Origin of the sequence: Pedobacter sp. L105 (assembly GCF_009765875.1) — a bacterium.
GTDB lineage: Bacteria > Bacteroidota > Bacteroidia > Sphingobacteriales > Sphingobacteriaceae > Pedobacter.
Genome location: NZ_LMUP01000007.1, coordinates 342,635 through 366,667, shown reverse-complemented (window position 1 = coordinate 366,667; position 24,033 = coordinate 342,635). Strand labels below are relative to the sequence as shown.

Below are 24,033 nucleotides of genomic sequence, written 5' to 3'. Positions count from 1 at the left end.
ATGTTTTTTAATATACTTTTGCAAAATAAATAAGAACAATAAATTAGTATAGAATATGTATTGGACACTAGAATTAGCATCGCATTTGGAGGACGCTCCATGGCCTGCAACTAAAGACGAACTTATCGATTACGGAATCAGATCAGGTGCACCTGTAGAGGTGATAGAAAACCTGCAGGCACTGGAAGATGACGGCGAGCCGTATGAAACCATTGAGGAAATTTGGCCTGATTATCCGACGAAGGATGATTTTTTCTTTAATGAAGATGAATATTAAGACTCATAATTACAAGCCCCGGTAACGGGGCTTTTTTTTGGAACGAAGATTGTTTATGTAATGTCAAGAACGTGTCTTGAAATTTTAAATCATTTAATTAACAACTTAAATCTAAAAATCTACTACTATGGGAAATTTACTTTATCTAATCGCAGTCATTCTGGTCATCATTTGGGCAATCAGCTTTCTTGGTGGTTTCTACACAGGTGGAATCATCCACATTTTATTAGTTATAGCAGTGGTTGCAATCCTGCTAAGATTAATAAGAGGCGCTGCTTAATCATACATTAAGGGCTTTTGAGCAATCAGAAGCCCTTTTTATTTAACAGGAAACTTGCAAACTCCAGGTCTTGCGGATAGGTGATCTTCATGTTGTTCCTTTCACCAGCAAGGAGATAGATACTAAAGCCCGCCCTTTCTACCACAGAAGCATCATCTGTAAATTCATTTCTATAAGGCTGACGGTAAGCCTTTTTTAGTTGCTCCAGCTGAAATGTCTGAGGGGTTTGAATGAGATAAAGCTCATTCCTGTTTAAAGCTTCAGAATCTTGTCCCTCTTTTTTTATCCTTACCGAATCTACAGGTTGTATAGCCGTGATTGCATTGCCTTTTTCTGCCGCCATCTCATAGGCCCTCTGGATCAGTTCTGAAGTAACCAGCGGACGTACTGCATCGTGTACGGCAACAATACCTTTTCCCTTAAGGCCTTTAATGCCATTTTTTACAGAATCGAACCTTTCTGTGCCGCCTTTGATCACCTGATGAGGGATGGTAAAGCCATGACTTACACAAAGTTCTTCCCAGTATTGATGCTGATGTATATTCAGGACTAAAATGATTTTAGGATTTAGTACACAACGGTGAAAGGCTTCCAGTGTATGCATGAGAACAGGCTTGCCATCCAGCTCTAAAAACTGTTTTGCAACAGCCTGGTTCATCCGGTTTCCTTTTCCCCCGGCAACAATAATGGCGTAGTATTTCATTTTTTTGTGTAAAAAAAATAGGAGAAATCTAAAGATCCTCCTATTTCATGAATATATTTTGTTCAATTAGATGATCAGCATTGCATCACCATAACTATAGAAACGATATTTTTCTTTTAAAGCCACTTCGTAAGCGTGTCTTACGTAATCGTAACCACCAAAGGCACTTACCATCATCAGTAAAGTAGATTCCGGTGTGTGGAAGTTAGTGATCATGGAATTGGCTATACTGAAATCATAAGGAGGGAAGATGAATTTGCTGGTCCAGTCGTTGGCCGGTTTAAGCATTCTTCCTGAAGAAACAGCCGATTCGATAGCGCGCATAGAAGTGGTACCTACAGCGCAGATACGTCTTTTGTCTTCCAGTGCTTTGTTAACGATGTTGGCCTGTGATTCTTCAATGATGAACTGCTCAGAGTCCATTTTGTGTTTGGTCAGGTCTTCCACTTCAACAGATCTGAAAGTACCTAAACCAACGTGCAGCGTTACTTCTGCAAAGTTGATTCCTTTTAATTCCAGGCGTTTCATCAGCTCACGGCTAAAGTGCATACCTGCAGTTGGAGCAGCTACAGCACCTTCATGTTTAGCAAAGATCGTTTGGTAACGTTCTTTGTCCATGGCAGTTGCTTTACGCTTGATATATTTTGGAAGAGGTGTTTCGCCTAAGATTTCAATGTTTTTTCTAAATTCTTCGTCAGTACCGTCAAACAGGAAACGAATAGTACGTCCTCTTGAAGTGGTATTGTCAACAACTTCTGCTACCAGCAGGTCGTCATCTCCAAAGTAAAGTTTGTTCCCAACGCGGATTTTACGTGCCGGATCTACTAAAACATCCCATAAACGGAGTTCTTTGTTCAGTTCACGCAATAAGAATACTTCAATGGTAGCACCTGTTTTTTCTTTATTACCGTATAAACGTGCAGGAAAAACTTTGGTATTGTTCAGAATCATTACATCCTGATCATCAAAATACTCCAAAACATCCTTAAATATTTTATGTTCAATTTCACCGGTATCTTTGTGCAAAACCATTAAACGGGCTTCGTCCCTTTGTTCTGAAGGATTATTGGCAACTAATGATTCAGGTAAATTAAACTTAAATTGAGATAACTTCATGTTTTTTATTAAATAATTGAGGGCGCAAATTTACGAATTATAATATTAAAGATTGTGTATAACAAAATTTAAATATAAATATTATGTATTTTATCAAGGACAATAGGGTCAATATTTGTACAGATATGGCATCTGTACAATTTATTTGTTTAATTGCCCGGATGCTGTAACGTTTTTAGCTATTTTTGGTCTAACTGGTAATTATGATCATATTCAGACTAATAGGGGAAAGTTTTCGGTTTGCTGCCGATGCCCTCCGACAGAATAAACTCAGGACAATGCTCTCCCTGCTGGGGATCACAATAGGAATATTCACAATTATAGCCGTTTTTTCTGGTGTAGATACCTTACGCAATAAATTGCAGGAAAGTGTAGATAAATTGGGTTCCAAAACACTTTTCGTACAAAAATGGCCGTGGCAGTTTGGTGGTGGCGATTATCCATGGTGGAAGTATATGAACAGGCCTGTGCCTTCTTTAAGAGACTACAAAGCTTTGAAGGAGCGTCTGGAAAATGTAGAGGGTATTTCTTATGAAGCCAGTATCAGCAACCGAATTGTTAAATACAGGAGCGGATCTGTTGAAGGGGTAACGTTAAATACCGGTACTCAGGATTACAACAAAACCTGGAACGTGGATTATCAGGAAGGTCGCTATTTTACTGATAATGAAGGGGCATTCGGCGCACCGGTAGTGATATTGGGCGCTTCAGTTGCCAACGGTTTATTTGCCGGTGAGCCCGCCGTAGGTAAGCAGGTGAAAGTAATGGGACGCAGACTAACAGTAGTAGGCGTGTTTAAAAAAGAAGGTGAGGATATGCTGGGGATGTCTCAGGATAACAATATATTAATTCCGATTAACTATGCCAGAGGTCTTTTCGATGTACAGAATGACAATTATGGGCCGCAGATTACGGTAAGGGGAAAAGAAAATATTGCACTGGATGAAGTTGAAAGTGAACTGGAAGGATCGATGCGTTCTGCCCACCGGATCAAACCAGGCGCTGAAGATGATTTTGCCCTGAATAAAACTACCATGGTTTCCAATCAGCTGGACATCATGTTTAAAATGGTGAAAATTGCAGGCTGGGTGATTGGCGGTTTTTCTATCCTTGTCGGGGGATTTGGGATTGCCAATATCATGTTTGTTTCTGTAAAGGAGCGCACTAATATTATTGGTATACAAAAGTCGCTGGGCGCCAAGAATTATTTTATCCTGCTGCAATTTATGTTCGAAGCGATTGCTTTATGTGTAATGGGAGGGATACTCGGATTACTGCTGGTGTATAGTCTCACGCTAGTTTTTACGTATTTACTGGATGTGAAAATAGTGCTGTATTTTGCCAATGTTGTCATGGGGATAGGTATCTCTGTTGTTATCGGCACGATATCGGGGTTTTGGCCGGCATACTCTGCTTCGAGGCTGGATCCGGTAGAGGCGATCAGATCATAAGGTTTGTGTATGCGTGGGGATGGCTGAGATTATCCTGAAAAAAAAATAAGGTATATTATATTTCGACTGCATAATGCTGCGCTGCGCTTGCAAGACGCTAGGCCGAAATACAATATACCTTATTTTTTTTTCAGATTATCCGGGGGCTTGTGAGGAGGGGCTATCCCTGGGTATCATCTCCATGGACGATCGCTTAAACCACTTCCAAAAACAATAAATACTTCATAAAAGGATTATTTTCTTTAGGCAACTCTTAACTGCTGTACAATACTTTAATCTTGCCCTATTCGGGCAGATTCTTCAACATCATACTCAATGAGATTTTACAAGTTCTTTCTAAAGTACTATACGATAATCTATTTTTGTAATTTGTTTAAATACCATCCTTGACTATCTTTTGCAGACTCTTTTTAAAGCGTAATACAATGAATCTGATCGAGTGAAATTAACCCATACTGGATTATAAAATTTCTTTAAAGCATTTCGCTATAAGCACCTTGCAATGGATGGTCTGTAAAATTAGCTTTTACATTCTCTTTCTAAAGCGTAATACAATGAATCTGATCAAGTGAAATTAACCCATACTGGATTATAAAATTTCTTTAAAGCATTTCGCTATAAGCACCCTGCAATGGATGATCTGTGAAATTAGCTTTCACGTTTTCTTTTTAAAGCGTTATACAATAATCTAATCAAGTGAAATTAATCCATACTGGATTATAAAATTTCTTTAAGCATTTCGCTGTAAGCACCCTGCAATGGATGATCTGTAAAAAAACGAGTATGCTGTATTCCGGCCTAGCGTCTTGCAAGCGCAGCGCAGCATTATGCAGCCGGAATACAGCATACTCGTTTTTCAGCGAAGCCAGGAAAAACCAAATAGAAAACCTCTAAACAAAAAAATCCCCTCTGCCAATTGACAAAGGGGATCTTAATATAAGATATTAGCTCAATTTAGATAAAGCTTCTTTAATTCTTGAACAAGCTTTTACCAATTGATCTTCTGCTGCTGCATAAGAAAGACGGATACAATCTTCGTTACCGAAAGCTTCTCCTGTTACGGTAGAAACATGTGCTTCATTTAAAAGGTATAAAGAAAGGTCTTCTGCAGTATTGATCACTTGTCCGTTTACACTTTTCCCAAAATACTCTTTTACTTCAGGGAAAAAATAAAATGCACCGTCAGGAAGGTTTACTTTAATACCCGGAATTTCTTTCAGCAACGCATAAACGATATCACGGCGTTTTTTAAATTCATCCTTCATAGCAGTTACAGACTCTAAACCGCTTTGGTAAGCCGCCAAAGCTGCACGCTGAGAGATAGAAGAAGTACCTGAGGTAATCTGACCTTGTAACTTATCACAGGCATCAGCAATGGCTTTATTTGCGGCCATATAACCAACTCTCCATCCAGTCATGGCGTAAGCCTTAGAAAAACCATTAATGATGATCACACGGTCTTTAATCTCGTCAAACGCTGCGATAGAAGCATGTTTGTCAACAAAATTGATGTGCTCATAGATCTCATCAGAGATGATATAGATATTTGGATATTTAGCGAATACAGCAGCAAGGCCGGCCAGTTCTTCATGCGAGTAAACCGAACCTGTCGGGTTACATGGGGAAGAGAACATAAACATTTTTGTTTTTGGCGTGATGGCAGCTTCCAGCTGTGCCGGGGTAATTTTAAAATCGTTTTCAACGGTAGCATTGATGAATACCGTTTCACCTTCTGCCAGTTTGATCATTTCCGAATAAGATACCCAGTAAGGTGTAGGTACAATCACTTCTTCTCCTGGGTTTACCAGACAAAGAATGGCATTGGCCAAAGATTGTTTCGCACCTGTAGAAACAACGATCTGATCAAAATTGTAGGTTAAATCATTTTCATTCTTTAGCTTTTCAGCAATTGCCTTGCGCAGTTCAGGGTATCCTGAAACAGGAGTATAATAAGAATAGTTCTCGTCAATTGCCTTCTTTGCTGCTTCTTTCACATGCTCAGGAGTAAAAAAGTCGGGCTCTCCAAAACTTAAGTTAATTACGTCAATTCCTTTAGCGGTGAGTTCTCTCCCCAGCTTTGCCATTTTAATGGTCTGCGATTCTGATAGGTTATTGATTCTTTGAGATAAAAATGTCATGATTCTTTTATAAGGTAGCAAATATAAAAACCTGAAACAACATGCCGGTAAAAAAAAATACTTTTTAACAGATTATCCTCTTGAAAGCGTACTTTTGGGAGCTAAATCAATTCCTTTGCTGCCCAAAAAGAAAGCCATACTTATATCCCTTTGCATTAGCATAGTTCTGATGCTGGCCAAATTCGGTGCATATTTTCTCACTCATTCCAATGCCATCTTAACTGATGCCGCAGAAAGTATTGTGAATGTACTGGCCAGTGGCTTTGCCTTTTACAGCATTTATCTGATTACTTTGCCTAAAGATGAAAATCACCCTTATGGGCATGGGAAAGTAGAATTCTTTTCTGCATTTTTAGAAGGATCGCTCATTGGTATTGCCGGATTAGTGATTATCTTTAAATCCAGTTACGACCTTGTATTTCCGAAGGAAATCTTCAAACTGCTTGATGGTGCCATTATCATTGGTGCCACAGGTATTGTAAATCTGATCGTAGCTTATTATCTGATCAATACCGGGAAAAAACACCGTTCACTTACATTAGAAGCTGACGGTAAACACTTGATGACCGATGCAGTAACCAGCGCCGGATTGGTAGTGGGTATCCTGGTGATTACCGTTACTAAAATCTACTGGCTGGATAGTGTTGTTTCTATTCTCCTCGGTTTTTATATTCTTTACAATGGCTATCAGCTGATCCGAAAATCTGTGGGAGGGCTGATGGATGAAAGCAATATCGAACTGGTGGAGGTGATTGTGGATATCCTGCAGCAAAATCGTCACGAGGACTGGATAGATGTCCATAACCTTAGAGCGCAGCAATATGGGGCAGATCTGCATATCGACTGTCATGTTACGTTGCCTTATTATTACGATCTTAACCAGGTACACAAAGAAATCTCGGAAATTGACGAGCTTATTAACGGTAACGCAGAGCGCGATACCGAATTATTTATACACGCAGATCCTTGTTTACCTGAATGCTGTAATTATTGTAAGGTAAAAAATTGTCACGTACGGCAGCATGCTTTCCAGGAAGAAATTCAATGGACAGTAGAAAATGCTACAAAAAATAAAAAACACTTCGAACGATGAGTTATTTTAATGTAAGGGTATATGGTTTACTGATTAATACTGATAATCAAATATTGATTAGCGATGAACAATCAGGGGGCAGGAATTTTACTAAATTCCCGGGTGGCGGATTAGAATATGGCGAAGGCCTGATCGATGCGCTGAAACGTGAATTCATGGAAGAATGTGAGGCAGAGGTAGAGGTTATCAGCCATTTTTATACCACTGATTTCTTTGAGAAATCTTCTTTTAATGACAGCCAGATCATCAGTATCTATTACCTGGTGAGAGAAATGGGCCCCTTAAAGTTAAATTATAAAACCAAGGTGTTTGATTTTGATGGGCAAACCCTCCAGTCTTTCCGCTGGATAGGGCTGGATGAATTAAAAGAAGATGATGTGACTTTCAAAACTGATAAAACAGTGGTTAACCTGTTGTTATCACTGATCTCCCAATCGGAAGAAGAATCGGAAATCACTTTTGATTAATCCATTGGTCTGTTTCGTTTTGCCGGAATACTAAGGAATGCTTAGAGATAGGTAATCAAGTATAAAAAGGTTTGAGCTTTTAAGATAAAACTTGAAGGCTTTTACCTTAAACAAGGACTACTTTTTCTGGCGTAATGGCATAGAACTGATGTCCTTCTTCTGCTTTGATTTTACTTAAACCCGTAAATACGCTAAAGGCAGGAAGAATAGCGCAGGTTCGGCCAAAATAGAAACAGGGTAGTTTTAAATGCTGACGTGCTTTGCCGTAAATCGTTATGCCCGGGTGTATATGACCGGTAATATTATAATATTCATCAAATACCGCTGGCTGATCGTGTATAAACCGGAAAGGAAAACACAATAATTCTTTAGAATGTACTTCGATGGCCAATCTGGCGTAATCTTCTGCTTGCAGCAGATCGTGGTTTCCCTTAATCAGGATTACTTTTAAATCCGGGTACTGTGCTCTCCATTGGCTAAACTGCTCTACTTCGGTATTCATTTTGGAATGGAACATATCCCCGGTAACCAGCAGGATTTCAGGCGAAAAAGTAAGCAGCAGTTTTGCCAATTTATCAAGGTCAGTTTCGTTTACAGCGGCCGGTACCTGTATTCCTGCTTTTCTAAAATGGGCCCCTTTGCCAATGTGCAGATCGCTGATGATCAGCATCTTTTTCGATGCCCAGTAAATTGCCCTGTCTGTACTTAATATTAAACTTTCTCCCTTACAATTGATGGTCATTCTTTCTCCTTCGTTGTGGCTGCGCTTCTTTTTTATCCGCTTCTGCCGTCATCCTCGCTATTCTTTCCCCTAATTCTTCCGTGCTCATGCTGTCTCTTAAGCTATCAACCTTAATCGGAAAACAAAGGGGGGTATAACTTTCTGTTTTTACGATAATTACCTTACTGGCCTGTATCCTGTGCAGTGCTGCGGCAAGTCGTGGTTCCTCGATCTGCTGGTAAAAAGCTTCGTCGTATGCTTGACGCAATAATAAGTTATGTTTATCATAATCGCTAAAAACATTAAAAAATAATGCAGCGGACGACTGTAAATGTTTGTTCGCTACATACTTTCCCGGGAAACCCTGAAAAACCAATCCCGATATGCAGGCAATATCCCTGAACTTACGCCTGGCCATTTCTGTGGAATTGATGCTGGCAACAATATCCTCACCCAGGTTAACCGGGCTAAATAATAACTTAATGTTTTCCTCATCAAGCGGAATGGGCTGCTCACTCAGCAGTTCAAAGCCATAATCGTTCATCGCGATGGAAAAACTGATGGGCTTTACTTTTCCCAGCCTGTAGGCAATCAGCGCTGCCAGAATCTCATGCACCTGGCGCCCTTCAAAAGGATAAGCGAAAAAATGATAGCCGTCCCGCGTTTTGATCAGCTCAATCAGAAATTCATCATCTTTCGGTACATGAGAAACTTTGGCCTGCCTTTCAAACAAGGGCAATACAATATCCAGCTCCTCATCCTCGTGTGTTTTATCCAGTGTCTGGTTATACTTCTGCCGTAAAATGGCACCCAGGTTTGCAGTAAGAGACATCCTGCCGCCCATCCAGCTGGGGGTAATGGCACTTTTCAGCCTGCTTTTGCGAACCAGGGCTGTCATTTCTTTTATCATAATGAACTCTAGTACCCTGCCTGCCAGGGTAAAACTTTTGCCAGGTTTAATTTTGGAAAGGAAAGATTCCTCTACCATTCCTACATAACCACCGGTCATGTATTTGACCTTGATCATGGCATCACTCACAATGGTGCCGATATGCAATCGATGACGCATCGCGATCTGCCTGCTTTTTACTTTCCATAGCCCTTCTTCCTTTTCTACTTTACTAAATTCGGTGTAGGCCGTCAGGCTGTCGCCACCGGTAGTAATGAACTGCATCATCCAGCTCCATTCCGAAGGCTCCAGTTCCCTGAAAGCATGGGTGGTCTTTACTTCTTCGTACAACTTTTTATCGTCGAAACCATCGCCTACGGCCAGCGTAACCATATACTGTATCAACACGTCAAAAGCCATTACTACGGGTTCCCGACTTTCGATATTCTGCGTTTTTGCGGCTTCTTTAATCGCAGCGGCCTCTACCAGTTCCAGCGCATGGGTAGGCAGAAAATAGATCTTGGAGGTCTCATAAGGAGAGTGGCCGCTTCGGCCGGCGCGCTGCAGGAAACGGGCAACACCCTTTGGCGATCCTATCTGCACTACGGTATCTACAGGTTTAAAATCCACACCCAGATCCAGTGACGATGTACTGATCACTGCTTTTAGTACACCGGTATGAATGGCATCTTCAATCCAGTTGCGCAATTCATAATCTATAGAGCCGTGGTGGATAGCAATTTGCCCTGCCAGATTTTCATCCAGCTTGAGCAGGTTCTGGTACCAGAGCTCTGCCTGTCCGCGGGTATTGCAAAAGATGAGCGTTGTTTTGCTTTTCTCAATAATAGGCAGGAGCTTGTGGGCCAGCTTATGCCCCAGGTGCCCGGCCCAGGGCAGCATATCAATATGGTCCGGCAGGATAGACTTAATTTCTATCTTCTTTTCCAGGTCGGCCACTACTATTGTTTTCAGCACCTCCTCATAAGGTACCAATACATCCAGCGCCTGTTCCATATTACCTATAGTAGCAGAGATACCCCAAATACGGAGCAGCCTTTCAGGATGTTTTTCCTGTACCAACCCTTTTATTCTGGAGATAGCCAGTTCTGCCATCACACCGCGTTTACTGCCCAGCAATTCATGCCACTCATCGGCTACGATACATTGCAGGTCGTCAAAATAGCCAGAGGTATTTTTTTGTGCCAGCAGGAGGTGCATACTTTCGGGAGTAATGATTAGCACTTCCGGCATTTGCTTTTTCTGTTTCAGCTTTTCGCTCTGTGCAGTATCGCCATTACGCACACCCACCTGCCAGTCGAGATCAAGTTCCCTGCAAACCTCTGTCATTGCCCTGGCCAGATCTTTAGCCAGTGAACGCAGCGGTGTGATCCAGAGTAATTTTAATCCTGTGGATGACTTTGCTTTTTTCAGCATACTTACTTTTGCCGAACTTCCCTTACTGATTTTCTCTTTTGAAGTTTTCTCTTTGGCGATACGGTTATTAGCATTGCTATCTTTTGATAACTTAACTCTTCCGGCAATCTTAGCCGCTTCCTGGTTATTCAGCTCATCGATCACAACGGCCAGAAACATAGAAAATGTTTTTCCAAAACCTGTTGGTGCATTTACAAGTCCGCTATAACCCTCTGCATAATATTCCCAGGCATCCGTTTGAAACTTAAAGGGCTTTTTTCTGGTGGTCTTAAGCCATTTGATCACCTGTTTATATCCTTTACTCTTTTCCAGCATCATAAGGTAGAAGCTAAAAGTTGTCGTAAATCTTCGAGGGTATTGATCTCGGCTGCTTTTTTATCTTTTCGCCAGCGGGCGATGCGGGGGAAGCGCAGGGCTAAACCTGCTTTATGCCTTTTACTTTCGGCAATGCCCTCAAAAGCGATTTCAAAGACCAGTTCTGGTTTTACCGTTCTTACGGGGCCGAACTTTTCTATGGCATTCTTTCTGACAAAAGAATCCACCTCTTTAATTTCTTTATCGGTTAAGCCCGAATAAGCTTTAGCGATCGTGATCAGGTTTTCACCGTCACGTACGGCAAAGGTATAATCTGTAAAGTGATTGGCACGTCGTCCGCTACCTTTCTGGGCATAGATCATTACGGTATCCACGGTATAAGGGTTGATCTTCCACTTCCACCAGTCGCCCCGCTTACGTCCGCTATGATAAAGGGAACTCAGTTTTTTGAGCATGATCCCCTCGCTGTTGTTATCTCTGGAGCCTTTTCTGATTTCTGCCAGTTGCTCCCAGTCGTTAAATTCAATTACGGGTGAAAGTATAGCAACAGTTGTATCACTCAGCGCTGAAATGATCGTCTCCAGTATTCTCCTTCTTTCTTTGAGCGGTTCTGTTCTGATATCCTTTCCCTGAAATTCCAGCAGGTCGTAAATAAAGAAACCAATAGGCGCATCTTTCAACTGCGACTTATTAATGGTTTTTCTGTTCAGCCGCTGCTGTAAAATACTAAAAGCCTGTACCTGTCCATCCTTTACAGAAAGGATTTCCCCGTCAATCACGGTGCCATCGGGCAGTTCATCTTTCAGGAAATGCAGCTCAGGAAACTGATCAGTAACCAGCTCTTCGCCGCGCGACCAGATAAATAATTCTCCGTTACGTTTTACAATCTGTCCGCGTATACCATCCCATTTCCATTCGGCCTGCCATTCATCGGTTTCACCCAAACTTGAAGGTTCAGCTTCCAGTGCATAGGCGAGGCAGAAAGGGTAAGGCCAGGAATTATCCGTATTCACATGCGCCCCTGCAATGAGTTCCTGGTAAGTGATCTCACCCGGATTCCACTTGCCCATGATGCTGTGCATGATCTTATTACTGTCGGTATCACTTTGTTTGGAGATTGCGTTTACCAGCATTTTATTGGATACGCCGATCCTGAAATTTCCTGAGATCAGCTTATTAAAAATAAAGCGCTCCTGTGTATCCAGGCTGTCCCAGGAATGCAGGATAAATTCTTTCTTGGCTTCTTCATCCTTTCCATTCAAGGCAGCAAGGTCCTGTATCCACTGGTGTAGTTTACGGTCTGTAGTATGCGAAGGAGGGGGGAGCACTAAAGCAATGGTTTCACTGAGGTCGCCCACACTGTGGTAACTTTCAGCAAATAGCCAGGCAGGAATCCCGCTGAGTTCAGTTGCCCATTGTCTGATCAGTGCTGTAGCTATTGGTCGTTTGGGCTTTTTACCGGTGAACATAGCGATCACATAAGGTTTATCCAGTTCATCGGCCGTGCTGAAATAACTCACCAGTGCGGCAATCTTATCATTGGTCTTATTGCTCGTTTCCAGTTGCTGGATCAATTCTGTAAACCTTTTCAAATTATGCTTCTTTTAAGATTTCTTCTTCCTCATCTTCTTCATTTCCATATCGGGTTATCACTTCTGCCGAAGGGATACCTATTTCATTAAGGTATTTGGAAAAGGTGGAGACAAAACCGTGGGTAACATATACTTTTTCTGCTTCGGTAGCTTTTATAGCAGATAACAATCCCGGCCAGTCGGCATGATCGCTCAGTGCAAAGCCTGCATCAGATGATCTCCATCTTCTGCCCGCCCTTACCTGCATCCAGCCAGAACAAACCCCTGTTGCTGCATGCTGCAAACTCTTGATCCATTTGCCATCCGATAAAGCAGGAGGCACAATGACAATGCCTTTTTGCAATTCTTCTTTTTTGATATCAGGAGTGATCCTGATGGTTTGCGGGAGGTCAACTCCGGCCTCAATAAACCGCTCGTTTAAATTGGCAATAGAGTTGTGTACATATATATCTGTATAACCTGCCAGATTTTTGATCAGTCGCTGGGCTTTTCCTAAACTATAGGCCACCAGCACACTGGTTTTCTGCTGATCATGGTTGTCAGAGATCCAGTTCCTGATCTGCCCAAACACCTTCTCCTGGGGCTGCCATTTATAAATAGGCAGGCCAAAGGTGCTTTCAGATACAAAAGTATGGCATTTAACAGGTTCAAAAGCTGTGCTAATACCATCATACTCTACCTTATAATCACCAGACACCACACAGATCTCTCCTTTATATTCCAGCCTGATCTGTGCGGAACCAATCACATGTCCTGCGGGGAAAAGACTAACCTTTACCCCATTAATACTGATCTCCTGGTTATAGGGCAGGGTTTGTATTGGCAGATCTGCGCCCAGCCGCTGAAGGAGTACCGGCTTCGTGAGTTCATGGCATAGATATCCTTTATTGCCCCATTTTACATGGTCGGCATGTCCGTGTGTGGTTACAGCGAGGTCGACAGGTTTCCATGGGTCGATATAAAAACCACCCTGTTTACAATAAATGCCTTTGTTGGTAAATGTGATCAGTGCCATTGAAGCTTACAACACATCAGTTCTAATAAAAGTTTGCCGGAATAAACCTGGCATCGCAGGCATATTCTTTGGTAAAATAGTTTCTTTATTAATTATATTTTTATTTTAATGAAATAAATGTGAAATTTAGCGATTATTAATTACTATGGAATTACAACAACACTTCGAGCACATCAGGCAGTTGATAAAAGCAGGCCAGGCCAGGGCTATGCAGTTCGCCTATTCACAACAACTGACAGTATATTGGCAACTGGGGGCTTATATTCATGATCGTCTGGAAAGCTCAGAATGGGGGCAAAAAGTTGTGGAAGAACTTGCCGTTTGGTTGAAAGAATCAGAGCCAGGTTTGAAGGGTTTTGACAAAAGAACATTGTACAGAATGAAGGAGTTTTACCTCACCTGGAAAGACCTGGACTGGAAAGAATTAATGGACAAAAAACAAATTGTGGGTTCATTAAACCCACAATTGAAAAGTACTGATAATCAGGATAATGTAATTGTGGGTTTAATAAACCCACAATTACAGGAATTACCTGAATTACCTGTTTTATTGAGCAAGTTAAGCTGGACACATCACGTTGAAATTTTAAAGCGAACGGCTAGTTTAGAGGAAAGGATTTTTTATCTGGTGCTGTCAGTAAAAGAGAGGTATACTGTTGCTGAACTGGTGAGACAAATTAAGACTTCATTGTTTGAACGTCAAATTATGAGCAGTCAAAAGGTTGCTGAAAGTTCGCATCCTGAGGCAACGATGATTCCTAAGATTTTTAGGGATAAGTACATTTTTGAATTTTTAGACCTTCCGGAGTTTCACAGTGAGAACGATGTTCAAAAAGGGATATTGTTTAAGTTAAAACAGTTCATTTTGGAACTGGGAAAGGATTTCATTTTTATGGGAGAGGAATTTAGAATACAGGTTGGAATGCATGATTTTTATATAGACCTGCTATTTTTTCACAGAGATTTACAATGTCTTGTAGCCTTTGAGTTGAAAAACAATGAGTTCCAGCCCGAGTATTTAGGAAAACTTGATTTTTATCTGGAAGCCCTGGATAAGGATGTGAAAAAAAGTCATGAAAATCCTTCCATTGGCGTACTACTTTGTAAAAAACAGGATAAAGAGGTAGTAGAATATGCACTGAACAGAAATCTGAGTCCTGCACTTGTTGCAGCTTACGAGACAAAAATGATCAATAAAGACCTGCTTCAGCATATGCTTAATAAATGGGCAGATGACGTGGAAACAGCTTAAATTTTCATATGGTAACGATTGCATAAATATTCCTGGGTTTTTACCATCAGGATTAAAATGTAAATTTTACATTCGTTATCAATCAATGAATTGAATTATGAATTGCAGACCTTTATATCTACTCACCCTTTTGCTGGTTTTATCTTCCTTCAGTTTCCCTGAGCAGCACAAAATTACCGTTTGGCTGATTGGCGATTCAACGATGGCCATTAAAGATCCAAAGACCTATCCTGAAACGGGATGGGGAATGCCTTTTGTGAATTTCTTCGATTCAACAGTAGTAGTAGATAACAGGGCAAAGAACGGACGCAGTACCAGGAGTTTTATAAAAGAAGGCTTATGGAAACCTGTTACGGAAAAGATGCAGGAAGGAGATTATGTGCTGATACAGTTTGGGCACAATGATGAAGTGAAAACTAAAAAGACTTATACTACTGAGGCAGAATTTCAGGGTTATCTGGAAGAATACGTCAGTGAATCACGATTGAAAAAGGCTATTCCTGTTTTGGTCACTCCCGTTGCCAGAAGAAGTTTTGATGCTTCAGGAAAAATCCAGGAAACACATGCTGTGTATGCAGAGATCGTAAGAAAGGTAGCATTGGAACAAAAGGTAGCCCTGATTGACCTCGACAAGGATAGCCAGGTTTTGCTCCAGTCATTTGGTGAAGAGGGGTCAAAAAATCTGTTCAATCAGCTGGCTCCGGGAGAGCATCCTAATTATCCGGAAGGCAGAGCAGATAATACCCATTTTAATGAGCTTGGCGCAAGACGAATGGCGGAGCTGGTATTGGCTGAGATCAGGACACAGCACTTAGGTCTGGAAAGCAGGATTATTAAACCAAAAACTCATTAATATGATGTACTCTCTTTAGCTATATATACACATCGCTGAGCTGAATTAAAACATAAGTTCTTTTTGATGGTTATGGAATAGTGAAAAAATATACTGAATATTTACCGATTGAAAACTACGGCATCATTGGCAACATGAAAACCATTGCTACATAATGGGTTTTTAGTACCTTTATGGCACTTTCAATATATGAAGGAGAAAAAAAGGAGAAAATTTGATTATGCCAAAGTTCACTTATGCCAATGTACGTATTTGTACAAATGCAGAATATAAAAAGGGTAGCGACAAGAAAAAAATAGAATTAGAACCCCCTACAAAATGGTGGATAGCATATAAAATAACCTTTGATACGCCTGTATCATATCAGCCTGATAAAAAACATCCAACTAAAAAGTATCAAGAGCCTATTTTAACTCATTATCCTAAAATTTATGGTAAGGAATATGGAGTACGATTTTCACCTGATAGCCAAACAAGAGCCGAAAATGATGAATTGGCTGATGACTTATTAAGATGGGTAAAAAATGATTTGGAAGCTGGTTTAGACCCAAAAACTAAAGGTGAGCGTGAACTTGCTACAGCTGAAGAAGAGCAGGAAAAAGCGACAGGTGTAACTTATGATGAAGCTTATCAGGGCATGATAAAGTTCCAAGGTTGGATAAATCCTAATCCAGCCCAGGTTTTAACAGCAAAAAGTGCTACGGGTTACTTTAACAGAGGTTTTAGAGAATTTGTTAGTGGAATTGATAAACTACATGATGTAACAAAGATAAGCAGGGAGGATTTGGAAAAATATATTACCGAAAAGAATGACCCGAATAATGATAATGGGTTTTGGAGCATTAGAACCTGTCAAAGCAAAATTGACCAATTTGGTTATTTTTTTGCTCCATTGATAGATAATGGAAAGATAGAATTTAGTCCCATAACTGGGATGAAAAAGCGTTTGATGAAGCGTTTAAGGAAAATCCATTTACAACCTATTATTACAAAAAATAGGTTTGAAATTTGGTCAGATAAAGAGTTAGAAGACTTTCACACTGTAGCTTTAAAGACAAAAAAAGGTCAGTTCTTCAGGGCTATAGGAATGTGTTGTTATCACGCTTGCATCAGACGTTCTGAAATATTGAGGTTGAAATTATCAATGTATGACAGAGCCAACAAAAGGTTTTCAATTCCGTCTGATTTAACGAAAGCCCATAATAAATATGATAACAACACATTGCTACACTTGCAAATAAATGATGAATTGTTTGAAATCATGGAATCATATGTAGAAATGAGATTCGGAGCGGATAAAAATCCTGATTATCCATTATTTCCTAGTTATCAATTAATTACCAGGCATTACAATTATACTGGGTTTGATGCTGCTTATGTACGTGTAGTAGGTAAATATTTAGACAATAGAAAATCACCTTATGCCTTAAAACATACCGCTGTTACACGCTTTTGGCATGAACAAATAGCCAAAGGAGTACATCCAGGGATAGTCATAACTAAACTAATGAAAAAATGCAGACATTCCAGCCCTGACCAAACAATACGATACCTAACCTTAGATTTAGGCCTAGATGCAGAATTTTAGGGGGTTATTTTAACCCCTTTTTTGCTTGTCTGCAAGTTTAGCTATTGCACGTGCTTTTATTTTAGCTGCTTGTTGTTCATCCTTAATTTTTATCAAATCTTCTTCAGTAAGTTTTTTCTGTACAGGAACTTTCTGAATATTAGTGAAAAATTTGTTTGATGCTGCCCCCATCTGTTTAAGTTCATTTATGCCCTTCAAAAGTTCTGCATAACCACTGTTATCAATTACTGGTGCAGGTGATGTCACATGCGCTAAAAACAAGCTAAAAGGCACCTTAAAGTTTTTCAAACGTAGCTGCATGTCCACAAATCCTTTATTATAAGAAGCCTTTTCAATTTCGGGCATTGTTGCCCATTCATTAGGTGATATCGAAAATTTCATTTTAAAAATCAGATTTTGATTTAGCAATATTACTATTAAGTGAAGCTATTAAGGTAGTCATTTTATCATTCAAATAATTGAGCATATCAGTTGTACCCCTTACTAATGTCTTTTTCAATTTTTCGTCCTTTATAGTGTTGTATACTGTTCGGGCTTTTCCAGCTCCTGTACCATCAAAGCTTACGGTTTGATAACCTGGGTAAATTCCTGATGAAACAGTATTACCGCTGAATCCACTGATAGTATATCTATACTTACCATCTTTCACTTCAATTGTGAGTAGATAATCAAACATGTCGCCAGCTGTCGTACTACCACCAGAACCAGGCAAATCAAGTTTAAGTGGTGCAAATATTTTTGACTTAATTGCTATAATATGTGCAGTTGTATCATCAACTGTAATTACATCATCAGCCTTTTTAAAGCCTGTTCTGAAGAAGTATTTTGCATTCTGATAGATTTGATTAACTGTAAGATTTGGTGTCTGTATAACGGCTGTATACTCTATTCTGCCATCTTGTGTAAAAGGTAATTTAATTGAATCTTGTTGTGCATTGGCTGACAAGATACTGATACCAGCAAATATTGTTAATAGTGTTTTTTTCATTTTTTTGTTATATCGTTTGAAATTGTTATGGCTTTTACTGCAATGGAATAAACTATTAGACGAATGAAATCTTCAATTTCCTTACACATGTCTTTACTTTGTTTTTCTGCGCCTATATGCTTCATTATATTGATGTGAGGAATTAATAATTCATAAAAATCTTTGATGAAATATTTACATACTGTATCTACATCATAGTCATGTTCTATTAGTTTCTTTTTAATTTGCTGATGGCTACCGTTAAAAAATAGGGATGTGGCATAATGCGTTAATCGCTCTCCATCCCACACTTCTGGTACTTTTGCACTTAAATAAAGATGTATTGCACTTTTACCTTGGCCGTGCACAACTTTTTTGTTGATAATGAATATTGGTTTTTCCATAATCATAGCATTTTGTGTAGGAAAGCATCGATGTTTATGCAGCTATAGACATTGATATCAATGTAATCATCCATATATTTTAACATACTGGTATATTCCGAGTTACTGACCAATTGCTTAATCCCATATAACGCATCTTCATATACAATTCTGTAAGCTAATTTCATATCCTCACTTAATTGGTCAACACCGTGTCTAATAAGTAGAAGCTTAATGCTCTCTGGTCTGTATTCCCATCCAACAGTGTATTTGCGTTGTTCTGGATTATTTGGGTTATAAGCTTCATCCAGGGTTTTAGCCAAAAAAACAAATACTAACTGTACTCCATTTTGATGCAATGCACGTTTTACTAATATGTAATCTGATTTGGGTTTTTCCTTTTTCATAAAATCACATCTCTAAAGGTAATAGTATATAATTATATAGTATTTATCTAAATTTTTTTATATTATTTCGCTGCCATTAATGGCGAAAATATCAGGATATAAACGTAAGCGTGACCAGGATTTCCTTAACCTGGTAGGGGCTAATATTCGTTTCTACCGTGAAAAAAAAGGTTTTACTCCTTATCAATTAGCCAAAGCAACAGACCTGGGACAGATAACCATCAGCCAATACGAAAATGGAAAAGTCGAAATGAATCTAACCATAATCAAATTAATTGCTGAACACCTGGGTATACTTCCACATGTGCTTTTGTTAAAATCAAAAGACTAATATCTCAATATTTCTTCTCTTTAGTTTTTAACACTTATTTGTGTTGCTATTATTTATTTTCGTCATTAAGTAATATTTGGTACTGTAAAAATATTAAACTTTTTTCAAAATCCGTGCAATTGACCGTTTTGTGCTGGGATATTTTGCCATTTATTTGTGGCCAATTGATGGCAAAATATAATCGAAATGATATGGCTTTAGTGAATGTTGGTAACAACATACGCAAATACCGTAAACTAAATCGGTTAACCATTGTTGAGTTGGAATATAAAACTAACATCCATCAAAAGAGCCTGTGGGCGTACGAAACTGCTAAAACATCTGTTAGCATTACCAATTTATATATCATCGCTGAGGCATTGAATGTACAAGCTTACGAGCTTTTGATGCCATACGAGGAAAATGTTACTCAGTAAGTAATTCTATTTTCGCCTGTAATTCTAATTTAGCATCCAGCAAGTTTGAACAAACTTCATATTCCTCTTTGTCTTCATTAACCTTTATGGCATCCTGGAATGCCAGGTACATAATATTATCTAGGCGTTGCTGCTGTAGTTGTGTTACCATTTTTTAAAACCATTTAGGTAATCATTGATTGTTGATATTTCACCTTTAACTTCTACCAATACAGAATCAGGTAGTGCAGCATTACGTACTTCTAATGTTAATCCTTCTTCAAATCTAGTAACAGTGATTTCAAATTGCTTGTTATCATCTAAGTAGTTTAACTCATATTGAATGATAAATTGATTATCATCTACAATAGTTTTCCCCACCTCTGTATATGTATACGGCCTAACCTTCCTTAAATCATAGTATATTAGACCTTCTATCAGTTCTATTTGTTCCTTTTTCATATTTTACTTATGCTCTGCTTTTTCTAAAGGTACTATAACATTTAAAAAATTTATAGGGGTAACCGTACTTTAGACCATAAAAACAGCTAATATTTATTTGCAGATTAGGGAATAATTAAGACATTGATTTTCAATGTATTAACAGTTGTTTTCTTCAGTCATTGAAATGTCATTAAATAAAGTAGCTTGGATGTAAATCTTGTATCTTATATACATTACTTAAAGAATTAAAATGATAAGTACCTGTTACTTTTAAATCATACTGGAATTTGTGATAGGAAGGCATAATATAACCTTCCTTCATACAGGCATCATATGCAGCCCTACATGAAGAAGCAACACCATCATCAAATGGAAGGTAATATTTATATCTCATTCACAAACATACATTTCAGACGGTACTTTTTCATTTTTAAAATAAATACTGTCACAATATTACTTACCATCTTACAGATAACTGTTGAAAAGATAATTCACTTCGTTCATTTCCTGCATGCATAATAAAATAGAGTAAAGAATCTATTATCTGATATTATAGAGAAAACAATCTATAATAATAATTTCAAACAGTACTTTTTCAATTTTAAAATAAATACTGCCTATAACATTGATTCTTTACTCTTACCTTTTAATACTTATATCTTACTCTTATATATGGCAGTAAATGAGACGGTATTTCAAGCAGTAATTCAGACAGTATTTTTTAAATTATAATGGACTTGATAAAAATTCATTTTAGGCTATTTTAGTAGTAAGTCAAATAAATATTTTCAATTCGGGCACTTCTAATAACTCGATGATATTTATATGAAACGATAATCATTGTTTATTCTAGTGTACTGTTGACCACTACCAAATTAGGTTAACAGTACACATTTAGTATGGTAGCTAAAGGAATACAGTGAACTAAATAAAGTAAGTAGAATAAATAATAATGTCAACAAAAATTAACAAAACAACAGGTAAACAATCAGGACTAACAGTAAACATTCCTTTCATCATTAAAAAACAAATAGATGAAGCATTCAGTGATTTCACTAGGACAGATATCCCAAAAATATACTTCATTGTATATAAAATTGCCTCACAACTAGATAAACAAGTAAACAACAAAGATTATACATCCATGTTAGGTTTGACTGGTGGCAAGTTCACCAGGATATTATCCACTCTTAAACAAGAAATGATAATCATGGGTGGTACTGGTGCCAGTAAAGGATATACCAGCAATACCTATAATATAGTACGTGAATATGATTTCAACAGTTCCAATAATTTTCAACTGCATTACTATAACTCTCAAAGAAATTTGCCGATATGGGTACAGAAGTATTTGTGTGATGGATACACTGTAAAGAATACATCCAAATCAAGCTTTTCTAAGCCTGCTAAAGCCACTAATAAACCATCAGCGAAACAATCTATGCAAATAGAAATTGATGCTCTTAAAGCGAAGATAATAGACCTGGAATATCAGTTAACCATAACAAATGACTTCATCAACCAGGATTACATACAGGATGTGATTAAAAATCTGTCGCTCTAATTAGGTATACTATGTTATATAAACAATAGCACTTGACGGCATTTCTTTTACATTCAGTCATAGAAATGTAATTATAAGGTATTGAAAACTTTCAACTCTGCTTGCGAATATTTTCCTTATTTATTTCAATCGGTCTTTAAAGGTATTTAAAGTGGGGTTGTTAATTATTCCCTAATCTGCAAATAAAATGTAGCAAAAAATTGGGACAAAACAAATTTAAATGAAAATAAAGTGTATACAAAAACTATACATGTCACTCTACCTTTGTTGCACCAATAATGGTACATAAAGTAAAAAATAAAAATATATGAATACACAACTACATACAATTACAAAACAAGAAATAATAGATAAGGTTAACAACCTAGAACCACAGTGTAACCCACTAGGGATTGAGAAGAATTGCATTGTTAGAGCAATTGACACAGTATCCTGGAAATGGCAGGTTATACAAGGACATGCTAATAATTGTGAGACAATAAGAATTGGTAACAGCAATGTACCATTCATTACATTATATAATGGTGATGACAATGAATTATTATTTCTTCAAGGTGACAGAATGCCTAAGAATTATAAAATTGTAAATAGCAATTAATATGTTATATATGTGCAATTCGGGCAAATCTAGTGTTGTCACTAAAGCCCACAGTTTAGCAATCATTATTGATAAACATGGAATTAGCGACCATGAAAAAGCTAAAGAGATTAAAAGTAAGATTGAAGAACTTGAAAACTTATTAGCAAGTATGAAGGAAGAATGTGATATAAATATTAGAGGTTATTAGCTTGACATTTTTCAATTGTAAGCTATCTTAGTATTAATTAACCAATAAATAGTAATCTGTAATTTTTTCATTAATGAAGCCCTGGGTATTAATTTATCTGGGGTTTTTTTATGTAAATTATTTGCATGGTAATACCAAACTATTCATTTGGTCATGTGCATGTGAAATTTTGTTCATCATATTTACAAACGTTTCATGGTTCATCCAAAAACATTTTGGGCTGTCACGAAATTCAATAAATCCTATTTCTTCTGGGTATCGTTCATAAGCCTCTTTATATGTAGCCAATAAATAGTGAGCCATATAATTTCTTATTTGATTGATTTCTCTAATTTCTTCAATTAGAGCAGAATGTTTATAGCTGTTTTTTTTAGTTTTAACAAAACCAGCTTTTTCCTCTGCTTTATATAATATCGACTTTACAGTAGTCCTTTTACCCTCAAATGTCATTCTATCTAACAACAATACCATTATTTCCTGCTGTTTGTACCTGTCATTTGTCAAATAGGAGGCAACGAATAAATCCATAGCTTTTTCTAGTGCTATACAAAAGTTGAGTATAGAACCCCTGTAAAAAATGCTACGCTCGTTTATTTGCCCGAATATTTCTTCTTTAGTAAGTTTTTCTGAATCCATTAAGATAAAAATAACAACTAAATTTTAATCCAATACTATTTACATTAAAATAAAAATAGTTTATTTTAATACTATATCAGTCACTTTTAAAAAGTCCGTGATATTTATATATATGATGGGATTAATAATAGTGACTCTCCTTAGCACTTGCTACTGGATTTATAAAAGCAAATAAATATTACAACAATAGTAATCGTAATAATGCTGGTTTTTGCAGCTGCAATGTGGGCGTGGGTTGATGCCAAAAATGACAAATAAGTATATGATTATAATTAAAGATGCAATTAAGGTTAGAACCAAAGGTTCAAATGAAGAATATAGACTACAGACAGATGTAATATTTAAGTTTGATAAACTTGTTGAAACTAATGAAAATAAACAACGTATAGATAAAAATCAAACAAAGGACTTCGGTTTTTATAGTGGTTTTCAACTAGATAGTACACTTTTTTTTAAAAATGTTGAATTAGAATCAACAGATGATGTATATGTATTTGATGATGTGTGTGGCGAAGCTGTTTTAGGTTGTGAATTAAAACACGGTGCGGATTATTTGAAGGTAATTCTAAAAGATAAATATGAACAAATTCATAATGCATTCACTGAAAGGCACATGTGGACTATTTTAATCAAATAAATGCATCAAACAACAAAGGATAAGTATTACATGATACTGGATGACTATGTTGATTATATAGTACAACGACAGGACAGCGACGAAAAACAAAATATGATTACATTTTCGTTTTATACTGCCACAGATATCATTTCAATTGATGCTGAAAGCTTCATGATAAATGTTAAAGTGATTACCAAAGAATGGTTGATTAAGCGGTTCGATTTAGCATTACGTTACTTAAGCAAAATGGAAGAATATAATATATGTGTAGATGTTTTTAAGCATCTAAATAAACTAAAAAAAATAAAAGAATAA

General features: G+C 37.8%; 29 protein-coding genes. 15 read left to right on the top strand and 14 right to left on the bottom strand.

Annotation, left to right across the window (positions count from 1 at the left end; genetic code table 11):
• Positions 1-55: 55 nt before the first annotated feature.
• Complete coding sequence (locus GSQ84_RS15270) at positions 56-277, top strand: DUF2795 domain-containing protein (RefSeq protein WP_008240955.1); 222 nt, start codon at positions 56-58, stop codon at positions 275-277.
• A 127-nt stretch (positions 278-404) separates the two neighbouring features.
• Positions 405-557 carry a lmo0937 family membrane protein gene (locus tag GSQ84_RS15265; RefSeq protein ID WP_158798133.1) on the top strand — a complete coding sequence of 51 codons (153 nt, stop codon included), beginning with the start codon at positions 405-407 and terminating at the stop codon, positions 555-557.
• A gap of 25 nt (positions 558-582) precedes the next feature.
• Here the strand turns inward: GSQ84_RS15265 and GSQ84_RS15260 are convergent, their stop codons facing one another.
• Both GSQ84_RS15260 and queA read right to left on the bottom strand, forming a co-directional pair.
• Positions 583-1,260 (bottom strand): 2-C-methyl-D-erythritol 4-phosphate cytidylyltransferase, encoded by a 678-nt coding sequence (locus GSQ84_RS15260; protein WP_158798132.1) that lies wholly within the window; start codon positions 1,258-1,260, stop codon positions 583-585.
• Positions 1,261-1,326: 66 nt separating this feature from the next.
• A complete protein-coding gene (queA, locus tag GSQ84_RS15255; protein WP_158798131.1) occupies positions 1,327-2,376 on the bottom strand; it encodes a tRNA preQ1(34) S-adenosylmethionine ribosyltransferase-isomerase QueA in 1,050 nt (349 codons plus the stop codon).
• Between the two features lie 203 nt (positions 2,377-2,579).
• Between queA and GSQ84_RS15250 the strand changes: the two genes are divergently transcribed.
• A complete protein-coding gene (locus GSQ84_RS15250) occupies positions 2,580-3,827 on the top strand; it encodes an ABC transporter permease (protein ID WP_158798130.1) in 1,248 nt (415 codons plus the stop codon).
• Between the two features lie 944 nt (positions 3,828-4,771).
• On the opposite strand, the gene GSQ84_RS15245 is transcribed toward GSQ84_RS15250, so the two are convergent.
• Positions 4,772-5,965 carry a pyridoxal phosphate-dependent aminotransferase gene (locus GSQ84_RS15245; protein ID WP_174238667.1) on the bottom strand — a complete coding sequence of 398 codons (1,194 nt, stop codon included), beginning with the start codon at positions 5,963-5,965 and terminating at the stop codon, positions 4,772-4,774.
• A gap of 115 nt (positions 5,966-6,080) precedes the next feature.
• On the opposite strand from GSQ84_RS15245, the gene GSQ84_RS15240 reads away from it, so the two are divergent.
• Positions 6,081-7,058: a cation diffusion facilitator family transporter gene (locus GSQ84_RS15240; protein ID WP_158798172.1), complete on the top strand. Its 978-nt coding sequence runs from the start codon at positions 6,081-6,083 to the stop codon at positions 7,056-7,058.
• Positions 7,055-7,525 carry an NUDIX domain-containing protein gene (locus GSQ84_RS15235; RefSeq protein ID WP_158798129.1) on the top strand — a complete coding sequence of 157 codons (471 nt, stop codon included), beginning with the start codon at positions 7,055-7,057 and terminating at the stop codon, positions 7,523-7,525. The genes GSQ84_RS15240 and GSQ84_RS15235 overlap by 4 nt, the downstream gene beginning before the upstream one ends.
• Before the next feature lie 106 nt (positions 7,526-7,631).
• On the opposite strand, the gene pdeM is transcribed toward GSQ84_RS15235, so the two are convergent.
• The 4 genes from pdeM to GSQ84_RS15215 are packed head-to-tail and all read right to left on the bottom strand — an operon-like array spanning position 7,632 to position 13,491.
• A complete protein-coding gene (pdeM, locus tag GSQ84_RS15230) occupies positions 7,632-8,267 on the bottom strand; it encodes a ligase-associated DNA damage response endonuclease PdeM (RefSeq protein WP_158798128.1) in 636 nt (211 codons plus the stop codon).
• Positions 8,251-10,887, bottom strand: a complete 2,637-nt coding sequence (locus tag GSQ84_RS15225) for a ligase-associated DNA damage response DEXH box helicase (protein WP_158798127.1) — start codon at positions 10,885-10,887, stop codon at positions 8,251-8,253. The genes pdeM and GSQ84_RS15225 overlap by 17 nt, the downstream gene beginning before the upstream one ends.
• The gene (locus GSQ84_RS15220) at positions 10,884-12,476 is read right to left on the bottom strand and encodes an ATP-dependent DNA ligase (RefSeq protein ID WP_158798126.1); all 1,593 of its coding nucleotides are present in this window, start codon (positions 12,474-12,476) and stop codon (positions 10,884-10,886) included. The genes GSQ84_RS15225 and GSQ84_RS15220 overlap by 4 nt, the downstream gene beginning before the upstream one ends.
• Before the next feature lies 1 nt (position 12,477).
• Positions 12,478-13,491, bottom strand: a complete 1,014-nt coding sequence (locus tag GSQ84_RS15215) for a ligase-associated DNA damage response exonuclease (RefSeq protein ID WP_158798125.1) — start codon at positions 13,489-13,491, stop codon at positions 12,478-12,480.
• A 145-nt stretch (positions 13,492-13,636) separates the two neighbouring features.
• Between GSQ84_RS15215 and GSQ84_RS15210 the strand changes: the two genes are divergently transcribed.
• The 3 genes from GSQ84_RS15210 to GSQ84_RS15200 all read left to right on the top strand — a co-directional run bounded on the left by GSQ84_RS15210 (position 13,637) and on the right by GSQ84_RS15200 (position 17,184).
• Positions 13,637-14,743, top strand: coding sequence for a YhcG family protein (locus GSQ84_RS15210; RefSeq protein WP_158798124.1), 1,107 nt, complete (start codon positions 13,637-13,639; stop codon positions 14,741-14,743).
• Between the two features lie 97 nt (positions 14,744-14,840).
• Complete coding sequence (locus GSQ84_RS15205) at positions 14,841-15,596, top strand: rhamnogalacturonan acetylesterase (protein ID WP_158798123.1); 756 nt, start codon at positions 14,841-14,843, stop codon at positions 15,594-15,596.
• 220 nt (positions 15,597-15,816) lie between these two features.
• The gene (locus GSQ84_RS15200; RefSeq protein ID WP_158798122.1) at positions 15,817-17,184 is read left to right on the top strand and encodes a site-specific integrase; all 1,368 of its coding nucleotides are present in this window, start codon (positions 15,817-15,819) and stop codon (positions 17,182-17,184) included.
• A 9-nt stretch (positions 17,185-17,193) separates the two neighbouring features.
• On the opposite strand, the gene GSQ84_RS15195 is transcribed toward GSQ84_RS15200, so the two are convergent.
• From GSQ84_RS15195 to GSQ84_RS15180, 4 genes are read right to left on the bottom strand one after another with little or no spacing between them, the layout of a single operon-like run.
• On the bottom strand, positions 17,194-17,565 hold the full coding sequence (locus GSQ84_RS15195; RefSeq protein ID WP_158798121.1) for a hypothetical protein: 372 nt from the start codon (positions 17,563-17,565) through the stop codon (positions 17,194-17,196).
• 1 nt (position 17,566) lies between these two features.
• Positions 17,567-18,172: a DUF4468 domain-containing protein gene (locus tag GSQ84_RS15190; RefSeq protein WP_158798120.1), complete on the bottom strand. Its 606-nt coding sequence runs from the start codon at positions 18,170-18,172 to the stop codon at positions 17,567-17,569.
• Complete coding sequence (locus tag GSQ84_RS15185; RefSeq protein ID WP_158798119.1) at positions 18,169-18,555, bottom strand: hypothetical protein; 387 nt, start codon at positions 18,553-18,555, stop codon at positions 18,169-18,171. Before GSQ84_RS15185 ends, GSQ84_RS15190 begins: the two co-directional genes overlap by 4 nt.
• 2 nt (positions 18,556-18,557) lie before the next feature.
• Positions 18,558-18,941, bottom strand: coding sequence for a hypothetical protein (locus GSQ84_RS15180; RefSeq protein ID WP_158798118.1), 384 nt, complete (start codon positions 18,939-18,941; stop codon positions 18,558-18,560).
• 79 nt (positions 18,942-19,020) lie between these two features.
• Here GSQ84_RS15180 and GSQ84_RS15175 point away from each other — a divergent pair, with 79 nt between their 5' ends.
• Positions 19,021-19,272, top strand: a complete 252-nt coding sequence (locus tag GSQ84_RS15175; protein ID WP_158798117.1) for a helix-turn-helix domain-containing protein — start codon at positions 19,021-19,023, stop codon at positions 19,270-19,272.
• 167 nt (positions 19,273-19,439) lie between these two features.
• On the top strand, positions 19,440-19,688 hold the full coding sequence (locus GSQ84_RS28375; RefSeq protein WP_371416374.1) for a helix-turn-helix domain-containing protein: 249 nt from the start codon (positions 19,440-19,442) through the stop codon (positions 19,686-19,688).
• On the opposite strand, the gene GSQ84_RS15165 is transcribed toward GSQ84_RS28375, so the two are convergent.
• Positions 19,678-19,839, bottom strand: coding sequence for a hypothetical protein (locus GSQ84_RS15165; RefSeq protein WP_158798115.1), 162 nt, complete (start codon positions 19,837-19,839; stop codon positions 19,678-19,680). The genes GSQ84_RS28375 and GSQ84_RS15165 overlap by 11 nt on opposite strands.
• Positions 19,833-20,129, bottom strand: coding sequence for a hypothetical protein (locus GSQ84_RS15160; protein ID WP_158798114.1), 297 nt, complete (start codon positions 20,127-20,129; stop codon positions 19,833-19,835). Before GSQ84_RS15160 ends, GSQ84_RS15165 begins: the two co-directional genes overlap by 7 nt.
• A 934-nt stretch (positions 20,130-21,063) precedes the next feature.
• On the opposite strand from GSQ84_RS15160, the gene GSQ84_RS15155 reads away from it, so the two are divergent.
• The 3 genes from GSQ84_RS15155 to GSQ84_RS15145 all read left to right on the top strand — a co-directional run bounded on the left by GSQ84_RS15155 (position 21,064) and on the right by GSQ84_RS15145 (position 22,463).
• Complete coding sequence (locus GSQ84_RS15155; protein ID WP_158798113.1) at positions 21,064-21,675, top strand: hypothetical protein; 612 nt, start codon at positions 21,064-21,066, stop codon at positions 21,673-21,675.
• 307 nt (positions 21,676-21,982) lie between these two features.
• A complete protein-coding gene (locus tag GSQ84_RS15150; RefSeq protein WP_158798112.1) occupies positions 21,983-22,273 on the top strand; it encodes a hypothetical protein in 291 nt (96 codons plus the stop codon).
• A gap of 10 nt (positions 22,274-22,283) precedes the next feature.
• Entirely contained in the window at positions 22,284-22,463 is a 180-nt protein-coding gene (locus GSQ84_RS15145; protein ID WP_158798111.1) for a hypothetical protein, read from the top strand.
• 117 nt (positions 22,464-22,580) lie between these two features.
• On the opposite strand, the gene GSQ84_RS15140 is transcribed toward GSQ84_RS15145, so the two are convergent.
• A complete protein-coding gene (locus tag GSQ84_RS15140) occupies positions 22,581-23,099 on the bottom strand; it encodes a hypothetical protein (protein WP_158798110.1) in 519 nt (172 codons plus the stop codon).
• A 262-nt stretch (positions 23,100-23,361) separates the two neighbouring features.
• Between GSQ84_RS15140 and GSQ84_RS15135 the strand changes: the two genes are divergently transcribed.
• Entirely contained in the window at positions 23,362-23,736 is a 375-nt protein-coding gene (locus GSQ84_RS15135; RefSeq protein WP_158798109.1) for a hypothetical protein, read from the top strand.
• Positions 23,737-24,033 (top strand): hypothetical protein, encoded by a 297-nt coding sequence (locus GSQ84_RS15130; RefSeq protein ID WP_158798108.1) that lies wholly within the window; start codon positions 23,737-23,739, stop codon positions 24,031-24,033.

Excerpts from the sequence above, each read along its gene's own strand:
- GSQ84_RS15190 (WP_158798120.1), bottom strand. The coding sequence starts at position 18,172 with ATGAAAAAAACACTATTAACAATATTTGCTGGTATCAGTATCTTGTCA.
- GSQ84_RS15250 (WP_158798130.1), top strand. The coding sequence starts at position 2,580 with ATGATCATATTCAGACTAATAGGGGAAAGTTTTCGGTTTGCTGCCGAT.
- GSQ84_RS15150 (WP_158798112.1), top strand. The coding sequence starts at position 21,983 with ATGAATACACAACTACATACAATTACAAAACAAGAAATAATAGATAAG.
- GSQ84_RS15175 (WP_158798117.1), top strand. The coding sequence starts at position 19,021 with ATGGCGAAAATATCAGGATATAAACGTAAGCGTGACCAGGATTTCCTT.
- GSQ84_RS15145 (WP_158798111.1), top strand. The coding sequence starts at position 22,284 with ATGTGCAATTCGGGCAAATCTAGTGTTGTCACTAAAGCCCACAGTTTA.
- GSQ84_RS15210 (WP_158798124.1), top strand. The coding sequence starts at position 13,637 with ATGGAATTACAACAACACTTCGAGCACATCAGGCAGTTGATAAAAGCA.
- GSQ84_RS15225 (WP_158798127.1), bottom strand. The coding sequence starts at position 10,887 with ATGATGCTGGAAAAGAGTAAAGGATATAAACAGGTGATCAAATGGCTT.
- GSQ84_RS15260 (WP_158798132.1), bottom strand. The coding sequence starts at position 1,260 with ATGAAATACTACGCCATTATTGTTGCCGGGGGAAAAGGAAACCGGATG.
- GSQ84_RS15140 (WP_158798110.1), bottom strand. The coding sequence starts at position 23,099 with ATGGATTCAGAAAAACTTACTAAAGAAGAAATATTCGGGCAAATAAAC.
- GSQ84_RS15270 (WP_008240955.1), top strand. The coding sequence starts at position 56 with ATGTATTGGACACTAGAATTAGCATCGCATTTGGAGGACGCTCCATGG.
- GSQ84_RS28375 (WP_371416374.1), top strand. The coding sequence starts at position 19,440 with ATGGCAAAATATAATCGAAATGATATGGCTTTAGTGAATGTTGGTAAC.
- GSQ84_RS15215 (WP_158798125.1), bottom strand. The coding sequence starts at position 13,491 with ATGGCACTGATCACATTTACCAACAAAGGCATTTATTGTAAACAGGGT.
- GSQ84_RS15195 (WP_158798121.1), bottom strand. The coding sequence starts at position 17,565 with ATGAAATTTTCGATATCACCTAATGAATGGGCAACAATGCCCGAAATT.
- GSQ84_RS15180 (WP_158798118.1), bottom strand. The coding sequence starts at position 18,941 with ATGAAAAAGGAAAAACCCAAATCAGATTACATATTAGTAAAACGTGCA.
- GSQ84_RS15205 (WP_158798123.1), top strand. The coding sequence starts at position 14,841 with ATGAATTGCAGACCTTTATATCTACTCACCCTTTTGCTGGTTTTATCT.
- GSQ84_RS15160 (WP_158798114.1), bottom strand. The coding sequence starts at position 20,129 with ATGAAAAAGGAACAAATAGAACTGATAGAAGGTCTAATATACTATGAT.
- GSQ84_RS15265 (WP_158798133.1), top strand. The coding sequence starts at position 405 with ATGGGAAATTTACTTTATCTAATCGCAGTCATTCTGGTCATCATTTGG.
- GSQ84_RS15155 (WP_158798113.1), top strand. The coding sequence starts at position 21,064 with ATGTCAACAAAAATTAACAAAACAACAGGTAAACAATCAGGACTAACA.
- GSQ84_RS15185 (WP_158798119.1), bottom strand. The coding sequence starts at position 18,555 with ATGGAAAAACCAATATTCATTATCAACAAAAAAGTTGTGCACGGCCAA.
- GSQ84_RS15165 (WP_158798115.1), bottom strand. The coding sequence starts at position 19,839 with ATGGTAACACAACTACAGCAGCAACGCCTAGATAATATTATGTACCTG.
- queA (WP_158798131.1), bottom strand. The coding sequence starts at position 2,376 with ATGAAGTTATCTCAATTTAAGTTTAATTTACCTGAATCATTAGTTGCC.
- pdeM (WP_158798128.1), bottom strand. The coding sequence starts at position 8,267 with ATGACCATCAATTGTAAGGGAGAAAGTTTAATATTAAGTACAGACAGG.
- GSQ84_RS15235 (WP_158798129.1), top strand. The coding sequence starts at position 7,055 with ATGAGTTATTTTAATGTAAGGGTATATGGTTTACTGATTAATACTGAT.
- GSQ84_RS15135 (WP_158798109.1), top strand. The coding sequence starts at position 23,362 with ATGATTATAATTAAAGATGCAATTAAGGTTAGAACCAAAGGTTCAAAT.
- GSQ84_RS15245 (WP_174238667.1), bottom strand. The coding sequence starts at position 5,965 with ATGACATTTTTATCTCAAAGAATCAATAACCTATCAGAATCGCAGACC.
- GSQ84_RS15200 (WP_158798122.1), top strand. The coding sequence starts at position 15,817 with ATGCCAAAGTTCACTTATGCCAATGTACGTATTTGTACAAATGCAGAA.
- GSQ84_RS15130 (WP_158798108.1), top strand. The coding sequence starts at position 23,737 with ATGCATCAAACAACAAAGGATAAGTATTACATGATACTGGATGACTAT.